The 11,047-nt window shown below is 42.5% G+C and carries 12 protein-coding genes; all 12 read right to left on the bottom strand.

Features of this window, described 5'->3' with window-relative positions; all coding sequences use genetic code 11:
* Nucleotides 1-60: 60 nt before the first annotated feature.
* The gene (locus V7L95_RS14350) at nucleotides 61-1,389 is read right to left on the bottom strand and encodes a solute carrier family 23 protein (RefSeq protein WP_265785764.1); all 1,329 of its coding nucleotides are present in this window, start codon (nucleotides 1,387-1,389) and stop codon (nucleotides 61-63) included.
* A gap of 155 nt (nucleotides 1,390-1,544) precedes the next feature.
* Entirely contained in the window at nucleotides 1,545-2,087 is a 543-nt protein-coding gene (gene pyrR / locus V7L95_RS14345; protein ID WP_007499718.1) for a bifunctional pyr operon transcriptional regulator/uracil phosphoribosyltransferase PyrR, read from the bottom strand.
* Nucleotides 2,088-2,257: 170 nt separating this feature from the next.
* Nucleotides 2,258-3,172, bottom strand: a complete 915-nt coding sequence (locus tag V7L95_RS14340; protein ID WP_007499719.1) for an RluA family pseudouridine synthase — start codon at nucleotides 3,170-3,172, stop codon at nucleotides 2,258-2,260.
* Entirely contained in the window at nucleotides 3,169-3,636 is a 468-nt protein-coding gene (gene lspA / locus V7L95_RS14335) for a signal peptidase II (protein WP_008344942.1), read from the bottom strand. The genes V7L95_RS14340 and lspA overlap by 4 nt, the downstream gene beginning before the upstream one ends.
* Before the next feature lie 94 nt (nucleotides 3,637-3,730).
* Complete coding sequence (locus tag V7L95_RS14330) at nucleotides 3,731-4,105, bottom strand: hypothetical protein (protein ID WP_008344944.1); 375 nt, start codon at nucleotides 4,103-4,105, stop codon at nucleotides 3,731-3,733.
* Nucleotides 4,106-4,265: 160 nt separating this feature from the next.
* Complete coding sequence (ileS, locus tag V7L95_RS14325) at nucleotides 4,266-7,031, bottom strand: isoleucine--tRNA ligase (RefSeq protein ID WP_008344945.1); 2,766 nt, start codon at nucleotides 7,029-7,031, stop codon at nucleotides 4,266-4,268.
* A gap of 356 nt (nucleotides 7,032-7,387) precedes the next feature.
* Nucleotides 7,388-7,882, bottom strand: a complete 495-nt coding sequence (locus V7L95_RS14320) for a DivIVA domain-containing protein (RefSeq protein WP_008344947.1) — start codon at nucleotides 7,880-7,882, stop codon at nucleotides 7,388-7,390.
* A 26-nt stretch (nucleotides 7,883-7,908) separates the two neighbouring features.
* On the bottom strand, nucleotides 7,909-8,685 hold the full coding sequence (locus V7L95_RS14315) for an RNA-binding protein (RefSeq protein WP_340966940.1): 777 nt from the start codon (nucleotides 8,683-8,685) through the stop codon (nucleotides 7,909-7,911).
* Between the two features lie 54 nt (nucleotides 8,686-8,739).
* The gene (locus V7L95_RS14310) at nucleotides 8,740-9,021 is read right to left on the bottom strand and encodes a YggT family protein (RefSeq protein WP_060596198.1); all 282 of its coding nucleotides are present in this window, start codon (nucleotides 9,019-9,021) and stop codon (nucleotides 8,740-8,742) included.
* Nucleotides 9,022-9,027: 6 nt separating this feature from the next.
* Nucleotides 9,028-9,486 (bottom strand): cell division protein SepF, encoded by a 459-nt coding sequence (gene sepF / locus V7L95_RS14305; RefSeq protein ID WP_268389734.1) that lies wholly within the window; start codon nucleotides 9,484-9,486, stop codon nucleotides 9,028-9,030.
* Nucleotide 9,487: 1 nt separating this feature from the next.
* Nucleotides 9,488-10,177 carry a YggS family pyridoxal phosphate-dependent enzyme gene (locus V7L95_RS14300; RefSeq protein WP_235673232.1) on the bottom strand — a complete coding sequence of 230 codons (690 nt, stop codon included), beginning with the start codon at nucleotides 10,175-10,177 and terminating at the stop codon, nucleotides 9,488-9,490.
* Between the two features lie 6 nt (nucleotides 10,178-10,183).
* A complete protein-coding gene (gene pgeF, locus V7L95_RS14295) occupies nucleotides 10,184-11,047 on the bottom strand; it encodes a peptidoglycan editing factor PgeF (RefSeq protein ID WP_136944394.1) in 864 nt (287 codons plus the stop codon).

Genomic DNA, 11,047 nt, shown 5'->3' with positions numbered 1-11,047 from the left:
TCTCCAAAAGAAGCAGGGGTGCTTTCGCACGTTCTGCTCCGTTTAGAACCCTTGTCAGCCTCACTGGACTTCTTTTAAAAGGTTTTCGGTATTCGATTCATTTGACTCATCATCTTCTGCCTTCTGATGCGGCAGAATCAGGTTTAACAGGACGCCAGTAATGGCAGCGAGTGCCATTCCTGACAGCGTCAGATTGATTTGTTTCACCTCAATGAATGCCCCGCCAATTCCAATGACTAAGATGACTGATGCGATAATGAGATTGCGCTTTTCTTCAAAGTTCACTTTATGATCAATCAGGATTCGCAGTCCGCTTGAGGCTATGATTCCAAAGAGCAGGAACGAAACGCCCCCCATAACCGCGGACGGTACTGTACTGATTAATGCTGAAATTTTCCCAACAAAGCCGAAGCAGATCGCAAACACCGCTGCTCCGCCGATGACGAAGATACTGAACACTCTTGTGATCGCAAGGACGCCAATGTTCTCTCCATAAGTCGTTGTTGGAGGTCCGCCAATGAGTGATGCAAAGATCGTCGCTGCACTGTCTCCTAAAATGGAGCGATGAAGACCTGGTTTTTTAATAAAATCTTGTCCAACAACTTTGCTTAACACGACTTGATGGCCGATGTGCTCAGACATCGTCACAAAGGCAACCGGCACCATCACTGTGAGAATGCTTAAGGTCACAGAAGGTGTATAGTCGACAAATGGCACAACAAAGTCTGGTACAGCAAACCATTTTGCGTCAATGACCGGCTGGAAGTTCACAATGCCTTGTGTTAAAGCAAAAAGGTAGCCGCTGATAATGCCGATTAAGACTGGAATCAAGCTAAGGAATCCTCTTAGGAAAATCATACTAATAATGGTGACAGCGAGTGTGAAGCCTGCAACCATTAAGTGCTTCAGGCTGTAAACAAGCTCCTTTGCATTCGGATCCACGTACATCGCCATGTTAACAGCTGTTCCAGCGAGTCCGAGTCCGATGACCATAATGACGGGTCCTACAACGACAGGCGGCAGAAGCTTCATTAGCCAGCCTGTGCCGAGCCATTTGATAAATAATGCGATGAGTGCATATGCCACACCCGCCATAAAGGCACCTACCATTGCGGCTCCAGGGCCGCCGGTGGCTTTTACATTCAAGATAGGGGCGATAAAGGCAAAGGACGATCCAAGATACGCCGGAATTTGCCCTCTTGTGATGATTAAGTACACAATGGTTCCAACCCCGCTTGAGATGAGCGCAACGGCTGGGCTCATATCAATGATCTTTGGTACAAGAATGGTTGCACCAAACATGGCAAACAAGTGCTGCAGGCTGAGTGAAAGCCATGTGAACGGTTTTGGGATATCTCGAATGCCTAAATTGGCTTTTTGCTGACTCATGATTTTCCTCCTAGATGTGTCCTTTTTCATTAAAAAAGCCTCTTTGCGAGTATGCGCAAAGAGGCCTAGAAAAACCGTACACGTCACTTTAGTCGTGTGCTCGGTGTCTCTGTTATTGCCCTCTTTGCAAACTCTCTGGAATGCATTTAAAAAGGTTATTTTTCATATATAGCGACAAGGTCGTTTTGATCTACTTCATTGAGCTGAACCATGACTGTCTCTGCTTTTGATGTCGGGATGTTTTTCCCGATATAATCTGCCCGAATCGGCAGCTCCCGGTGTCCCCGGTCGACTAGAACAGCCAGCTGAATGGAAGATGGTCTTCCTACATCCACAAGCGCATCCATAGCTGCTCTCACCGTTCTACCTGTGAACAGCACATCATCAACGACAATGAGTGTTTTGTCATTAATGTCAGCTGGGATGTCTGCACCCTTGACAAGCGGGTCTTGGTTCTCTGTCTTTTTTGTCAGGTCATCACGGTATAGCGTAATATCAAGTTCACCCACAGTCACTGGGTTTCCTTCAATTTGCTCGATGCGCTCTGCAAGGCGCTTTGCAAGATGAATACCTCTTGTCTTGATCCCGGCTAGGATGACATCCTTCATCCCTTTGTTGCGCTCAATCATTTCATGTGCAATACGGGTAAGCGCTCGTCTTATCGCTTGTTCATCAAGAATGACTGCTTTTTGTTCCATCTTTTACACCTCTTTTTGACAAATAAAAAGCCCCTTCTGCAAAGGGCAGAGAGGGGCGCTCATTTGTGCATACTCGTGCACAAATTGATCCGTTATCCTTCTCAGCCTCTCTGGACTGTTTTAAAGAATCTCAATTTCTTCGTTTATTATTTCAAAAAAAGAACGGTCTGTCAATCGTTATTTCTTAATGAATCGATAAAGCCTCTCATATCAGCTGGAATTGGAGCTGTAAACTCCATATATTCTCCTGTTCTAGGGTGATCAAATCCTAACACGCCTGCATGTAGCAGTTGTCCATTGAAATCAACCGTTTTTCTCGGGCCATATTTTGGATCTCCTGCAAGCGGATAGCCAATGTATTTCATATGAACACGAATTTGGTGGGTTCTTCCTGTTTCAAGGCGGCATTCTACAACGGTAAAGTCTTTAAAGCGCTCCATCACATCAAAATGAGTGACTGCCTGCTTTGCATTTTCTTTTGTGACCGTCATGCTTTGGCGATCTTTTTTGTCTCGACCAATTGGTGCATCAATCGTTCCAGTATCATGCTGAATGATGCCATGAACAACGGCTGTGTATTTTCTAGTGACCGTTTTCGCCACCAGCTGATTGACGAGTGATTCATGCGCCATATCATTTTTTGCGACCATTAAAAGCCCTGACGTATCTTTATCAATTCGGTGGACAATTCCAGGGCGCATGACACCATTAATGCCTGACAAATCATTGCAATGAGCCATGAGGCCATTGACAAGAGTACCTGTCACATGTCCTGGTGCTGGATGAACGACCATTCCTCTTGGCTTATTGACCACTAGTACATCTTCATCCTCATAATAAATATCAAGATCCATTGATTCCGCTTCTACATCTAGTGCTTCTGGATCTGGAATCTCTACTTTGATTTGATCTCCAGCTTGTACTTTATAATTGGCCTTCACTTGTTTTCCATTTACTTCGATGAGCCCATCTTTCACCCACTGCTGGACTTGAGTTCTTGACCATTCTGGTTCAGTTGTGCTTAAAAATTTATCAAGCCGTTCACTCGTTTGTTCTTCTGAAACGGCAATGTTTACTTGATTCATGTAGTTGACTCCTTATTTTTCTTTCCATCTAACAGCATTTGAATAAAGAGCAGAATGACCCCCACACATAGAGAGGAATCTGCGATATTAAAGATTGGATAATGATAATCCCCAAATACGAAATGAGCAAAATCAACCACTTCTTGACGGAAAATACGGTCAATAAAGTTTCCAATCGCTCCGCCAAGCATTAAGGCAAGCGCTACGCCAAGTAGCTTGTCCTTTTGTCCATGTTTTTGCAAATAATAAACAATTCCTGCAATAACAACGAGTGTGATCACATAGAAAAACCACATTTGTCCTTGGAGAATCCCCCATGCGGCTCCTGAATTTCGGTGGGATGTGATGTAAAAGAAGCCATCAATCACAGGAATAGAATCACCGAGCATCATATGTTTGACAATGAGCCATTTTGTTAATTGATCTAAACAAATTATCACGAATGCGATTATGTAATAGAACACACACGTTCCTCCATCTTCATACTTTGGTCTTTAAGCATTTTATCAAGAAAACAGGATGGAGTAAAGAAACTTTAGTTGACAGACAAAAACCTCCCTACATGTGGAAGGCTTCAAAATGAGAATCGTTTGATTCATAAGGATAAGGGGTGAATGCTTTTTTCTCGTATTGCTTATGATATAAAAAGTCGTCAGTCGTACGAGCAGTCGGAAGAATACTCATTTGTTCAATGGGCATTGTATGCCCAGTCGCCTCACATATGCCATAAGTTCCTTGTTCAATTTTTGCAATCGCGAGCGAAACATCTTGCAGTTCTTCTTTGATGTGATAAAGAAGCGTGGTCGTTTTTGCTTGATCGAAAGTGACATGTTCAGCGGGTGAACGCAATGATGCATATTCAAACAGTTTCGATTGCAGTTCTTCTCTCATTTGAAGGAGTTCCATGTAAATCGTCTCTAGATCGCCATTCATGTCGCTGATTCAACTCCTGCCCTGTCGTGATAATCATATTGTTGCCCCGCCTGTTCACTTTAAAGCCATAAGATTTTTCCTTTCGTTCTAAACGCTGTCATTTTCTCTATATCAAAAACGCCCCGCTATATGCGGGGCGCTAGTTGGTGATATCACGCTGTTAATTCTGGTAATATTTCTCCACGATTTCAGCATTTTTGAGCGACAATGTTGGGTATTTTGGATTTGCGCCAACATCTTTTGAAATAATGCGGGAGCGTTCGCACAGTTCGCCTTCTGCTTTTTGAACAACAATACGTCCTGATGTGTATTCAGGCGCTGATGCGTCTGCATGTTTCTCATCTTCTACTGTTAATTCAGAAATGATGAAGAGCTGCTTCACATCTTCTTTAATGGATGCAAGAAGATTTTTCACTTCCTCTGTTGCATAAAGGGTCACACTTGCTTCAAGTGAACGTCCGATGACTTTCTCATTACGCGCAATTTCCAGCGCTTTTAGCACATCGTCACGTACTTCCATAAAGCGGTCAAACTTCACTTCTGTCGCTTCTGCTTGAGGAACAGCTACACCTTCTGGCATATCTGTTAACTGAACACTTGGCTCTTCAACAAAGCTTAAGTGGCTCCATAGTTCATCTGCTGTATGCGGAAGAATTGGTGCTGTCAGCTTCACTAACGCCATTAATGTTTCATAGAAGACCGTTTGCATGCTGCGGCGGTCTGGATGATCCGCATGCTCAATGTATACCACATCTTTTGCAAAATCGAGATAGAAAGAGCTAAGCTCGATCGTACAGAAGTTGTGGATGGCATGATAGACAACCGCAAATTCGTAATCATCATAAGCTTTTTTCACTTTATCAATTAATTTGTTTAATTTGATTAAGATATATTGATCCACTTCGCGAAGCTCTTCGACTGGTACTGCATTGACTGCTGGATCAAAGTCAAACAGGTTACCATGCAAGAAGCGGAACGTGTTACGGATTTTACGATAAACTTCTGCGACTTGTTTTAAAATGTCGTCAGACACTGGATGATCGGCTTGATAGTTGACAGAAGATACCCAAAGTCTAAGAATCTCCGCACCAAGCTGCTTCGCCACTTTCGTCGGATCGATCGTATTGCCTAATGATTTACTCATTTTGCGTCCTTCTTTATCAAGCGTAAAGCCATGGCTGAGAACACCTTTATATGGCGCCTTTCCTGTGACAGCAACTGCTGTAGATAAAGATGAGTTAAACCAGCCGCGATATTGATCAGAACCTTCAAGGTAAAGGTCTGCCGGACGAACAAGGTCATCTCGTTCTTCTAATACCGCTTGGTGAGAAGAACCAGAATCAAACCATACATCCATGATATCTTGCTCTTTTGTAAATTCACCGTTCGGGCTGCCTGGATGTGTAAAGCCTTCAGGCAATAATTCTTTTGCTTCTTTTTCAAACCAAATATTTGAGCCATGTTCTCTAAATAATTGAGAAACGTGCTGAATCGTTTCATCTGTGATGATTGGCTCACCATTTTCAGCATAGAAGACTGGGATTGGAACGCCCCATACACGCTGTCTTGAAATGCACCAGTCACCTCTGTCACGCACCATATTGAACAGGCGCGTTTCGCCCCAAGCTGGAACCCATTTCGTTTCTTTAATATTATCTAATAGCGCTTCTCTGAAATCTTTAATGGAAGCAAACCACTGAGCAGTTGCACGATAAATTGTTGGTTTTTTCGTTCTCCAGTCATGCGGATAGGAGTGCGTGATAAAGTCGAGTTTTTTTAATGCGCCTTTTGCTTCAAGCTGTTCTGTGATGGCTTTATTGGCATCCTCGTAGAATAGTCCTTCAAAACCAGGTGCTTCTTCTGTCATCACACCTTTTTCATCTACTGGACATAACACATCAAGACCGTACTTCATACTTACGATAAAGTCATCTTCCCCGTGACCTGGCGCTGTGTGAACACAGCCTGTTCCTGCATCTGTTGTGACGTGATCGCCAAGCATCACAAGAGAATCTCTATCGTAAATTGGATGTGCTGCAACGACCTTATCTAATTCTTTACCTTTTAACGTTTTCACAACTTCGTACTCTTCAAAGCCAAGTGTTTTTGCCACTTGTTCAACTAGCTCAGATGCGATGACATATCGCTCAGCACCCACTTGAAGCACGCTGTACTCTAGGTTTGGATGAACACAAATGCCAAGGTTTGCAGGAAGTGTCCAAGGTGTTGTTGTCCAGATGATGAACTGTTCGCCGTTTTCAAGTACGCCTTTGCCATCTTTCACTTTAAATGATACGTAAATCGATGGTGAACGTTTGTCCTTGTATTCAATTTCTGCTTCAGCAAGTGCTGATTCACTTGATGGAGACCAGTTAACAGGCTTAAGACCTTTGTAAATATAGCCTCTTTTCGCCATTTCACCAAATACAAGGATTTGCTGCGCTTCGTATTCAGGCTTCAATGTCACATATGGATTGTCCCAGTCTGCTCTTACGCCCAAACGTTTAAACTGATTGCGCTGACCTTCGATTTGTTTCCAAGCATACTCCTCACATAGTTTACGGAATTCTGCTGTCGACATTTCTTTGCGTTTGACTTTTTTATTTTTCGTAAGGGCTGTTTCAATCGGTAAGCCATGTGTATCCCAGCCCGGTACGTACGGTGCATGGAATCCATTCATTGATTTAAAACGGACAATAAAATCTTTGAGGATTTTATTGAGTGCGTGCCCCATATGAATGTCACCATTCGCATATGGAGGTCCATCATGCAAAATAAAGGTTGGGCGTCCTTTTGTCCGTTCTAAAACCATTTGATAGATGTCTTTTTCTGCCCATTCCTCTTGGATTTCAGGCTCTTTGTTCGGCAAGTTCCCTCTCATCGGGAATTCTGTTTTTGGCATTAATAAGGTGTCTTTGTAGTTCATACCTATTCCTCCACATGCAAATTCGTATTAAAAAACAATAAAAAAAGCCCTCTCATCCCATAAGGGACGAGAAGGCTTGTCTCGCGGTACCACCCTTTTAGACAAGCGCTTTGAAATTGCCGCTTATCCACTCTAAAATCGTAACGTGATCTGACGCCTTTTCTTACTCATTCATTTCAGAAAAGGAACTAAAGGGGTGATCTCATTGCAGCGTTTCGTAATGTCAGGCTTCCACCGTCCCTGATTCGCTTTATTACGCATGTAACCGCTGCGAGTGTCCCTTTCAAACGTTTATCTCTTGTTAATTTATGATGGTATTATATGCAACATGAGCACGTCATGTCAAGGTGATGCGCTTATTCTTTTTCGTCAAAGACAGCGTCAACTTCATATTCCAGCAAATGATCCCAATCATCATTTTTCAGAAGATCAAGCTGAGCTTCGATGAGCATTTGGAAACGAGTTCTAAAGACTTTCGACTGTTTCTTGAGCTCTTCGATTTCCATTGCAATCTTTCTTGATTTTGATAACGCTTCGTTGATAATACGGTCTGCATTTTTCTCAGCTTCACGAATGATCAATTTCGCTTCTTTATCAGAATGACGCTTCACGTCTTCTGCTGCTTCTTGCGCCACAAGAATGGATTTGTTTAATGTTTCTTCAATTGTTGCAAAATGGCCTAGTCTTTCATCAAGCTCGTTGACTTTGTCTTCAAGCTCGTTCTTTTTGCGAAGTACGATCTCGTAATCTTTACGTACTTGGCTTAAAAACTCATTTACTTCATCTTCGTCATAGCCGCGAAAACTTTTTGTGAACGTTTTATTATGAATATCATTAGGTGTTAATGGCAATTTTGCCACCTCCAGATTCAAATTCGTTATGTCAGAAGCTCAAATGTTACTTTGAATTTATCTTTTTTCGTCTTCCCATCAATTGTTTTTAAGCTAAAGCGGCCAAATCCCCTGACAGAGAGCTGATCACCTTCACCAATTGTAAAGGAAGGGTCTTCAGTGACTTTCCAGTTTACTTTGACAAGACCATTTTTGACCAAAAGCTGTGCTTTTTGCCGAGACTGACGGCTGACAGCAGCACATACAGCGTCAAGCCGCAGTGAAGAAATCGTATCTTCTTTGATATCGGTTTTGCTGATGACTGGCTGAAGATCTGTCTTGCTGATTTCCTCTAATGAAACAGATGCTCTGCCGACATGCGTCAGCTGAGCCCGAACAAAATCGGCAACATCGCTTGTACAAATAAATTGCACGTTGTCCTCTGAAAACAACAAATCACCGAATTTTTGACGCTTCAGGCCTGTCCCAATGAGCGAACCGAGAAGGTTGGGGTGTTCTATCGAAATAAACTTTTTCGCATAGTTCACCTGAAAATAAGTCAGTTCAAAATCCTGTATGGTCGGTGCTAAATAGTCAGGATAGATCAAAGCCCTTTTCCGCTCTGCTTCCTCATACCCGCCAAAAAACATGAGACCCAGTTCATCAGAATGCTGAATCACGGACTGGGTAATGAACTGCTCACGCGGATCAAGAAAGTCTGTTAATTTCATTCGATATTGATCGAGTGCGATGTTTTTCCAGCCTAATACTTGGTCGACAAATGGCTGTTCGTCTTTTCTAAAATGTTGATAAATATCGCTCATTTTGTTCCCCTTTTATGTAAAAGAGCCTGGCAGATGCCAAGCCCGGCAGCCTGTTTACATGAATCGTACAATCATATTATAAAGACCAGTTAGTCCATACGATGATGCGAAACGAATTACAAGCAATGCCACAATCGGCGAGATGTCAATCATGCCAATTGGCGGAATAATTTTACGGAATGGTTCTAAATACGGTTCGCAAATGTTTGTCAAGAAGCGGCCAATCGATGTTTCTCTTGCAGATGGCACCCATGACATAAAGATGTAAATAATGATCGCGAATGAGTAAATCGTTAAGACCGTACCCAAAATATTAAAAATGAAATTTAGAATAATTATGATTTACCACCTCTGAGGTTCTTCCTCTGTCAATAGCTCTGATATTGTGCCAGATACATCCACATTATCAGGTGTGCAGAGGAATATATTCGAGCCAATACGCTGAATGTCTCCACCGATTGCATAAACCGTTCCGCTTAAGAAGTCGATGATTCGCTTTGCTTGATCGTGCTGAATGCGCTGCAAATTGACGACGACTGCACGCCGATTTTTAATATGATCTGCAATCTCTTGAGCCTCTGCATAAACACGTGGCTCACTTAACACCACTTTAGAGGATTTTTGCACGCTTTGCAAGCTGACGACATTTTGTTTTCCTGCCTGAGGACGCTCTTGAAATGCTGCTTTATCTTTTGTGTTTTTTTCTTCTTGTACTGGTTCTCTTTCTTCATCAATATATTCGTACTCATACTCTTCATCATCGAGTGTGAAGAAGCTTTTAAACTTATTTTTTATGCTCATGTCACGCACCTCCTGTTTCATTTCCAACAAGTGAAGAGCCAATCCGAACAAATGTCGCACCTTCTTCAATTGCGATTTCAAAATCGTTTGACATGCCCATCGATAAATGCTGACAAGGTGCATTTACTTGGTTCAGTTTTTTTACCTCTTGTTGAAGGCTTTTTAATGTTTTAAAACAGTTTCGTATCACAGTATGATCATCTGTAAATGGAGCCATCGTCATGAGTCCAGCAATTTCAATATGTTTGAAATCAGCGAGCTGTTTGACAAATGGAATCACGTCTTCGCTTTGTAAGCCGTGTTTTGACTCCTCAAGTGATGTGTTCACCTGTACAAAACAGCGAACCGTGTGATCCGCTCTTTTTTCAATTTCATTCGCAAGGGACATTCTGTCTAGCGAATGTAAGTAGTCAATGGTCTGAATGACAGATTTCACTTTTCGCGTCTGTAAACTGCCGATGAAGTGCCAGCTAATGTTTTCATCGGTTATAGCTGCCTGTTTTTCAAGTAACCCTTGGTCACGATTTTCACCAAGGTGCAAAATTCCGGCATCCTTTGCTTCTAATGCTCGTTCAATCGAGACATATTTTGTGACAGCGACAACCGATACATCGTCTGGATGTCTACCTGCTCTTTTACATGCTTCGTTGATTTGTTCATTTATTTGTCTGAGATTCTCTCGTACATTCAATTGCAGTTATGCCTCCTTAAACCCGACAAAAGACATCATACGTCCTGTTTTCCCTTGATCACGCCGATGTGAGAAGAAATGCTGCTCATTGCAACTTGTGCACATCGAACTGACATGTATGTTTTCTTCTTTTAATCCTGCATGAAGTAATACGTTTTTGTTTAGTGTTTTTAAGTCAATTTTGTATTGTCCTTGTGACATCTCGGAATACACATCCTCTGTTGAAAAAGGAAGCTGTTTCACTTGATCTATGACAACATCATCTACTATGTAGCAGCAGCTGCCAATGGATGGTCCAATGACGACTTGTATATGATCGGCATCAGCGCCTTCTTGGCGAACCCATGCATGAACCATGTTGGCGCCAATTTGTTTGACGGTTCCTTTCCAGCCGGCATGAGCCGTTCCAATCAGCCCAGATTGCGGCGCTAGAAAATAAAGCGGAACACAGTCAGCGAAACAAAGAGCGAGCATGATGTTTGGTTCAGAGGTGTATAAACCATCTGTTCTAGAGAGCGCCTCATCATACTGAAGACTTCCTCTTCCCTTTTGTTCCTTTGTGACTTTCATGATGCGATCCTCGTGTGTTTGGTCAGCAAACACCCAATTAGAGAGCGGCACAGCAGTAGCATCTGCAATGACTTGACGATTCATTTGGACACTAGAAGCATCATCTCCTACATGGAGTCCAGTGTTCATTGATTGATATGGAGAAAGACTAAAGCCGCCATTTTTTGTCGTAAAACCGGCCAATATCTCTTTTCCAGAACATGTCATGTTCGTCCAATCATGGATCAGCATTGCATAAGGTGATTTCTGCTGAAAGGGGTCATATTTGTCTATCAAAGCTGCCTCCCACCTTTCATTCAT

Origin of the sequence: Bacillus sp. PPSBB_11, assembly GCF_038023285.1 — a bacterium.
GTDB classification, from domain to species: domain Bacteria; phylum Bacillota; class Bacilli; order Bacillales; family Bacillaceae; genus Bacillus; species Bacillus altitudinis.
Note: the sequence above shows the minus strand (reverse complement) of the source record. Positions and strands in the feature narration are given on the sequence as shown.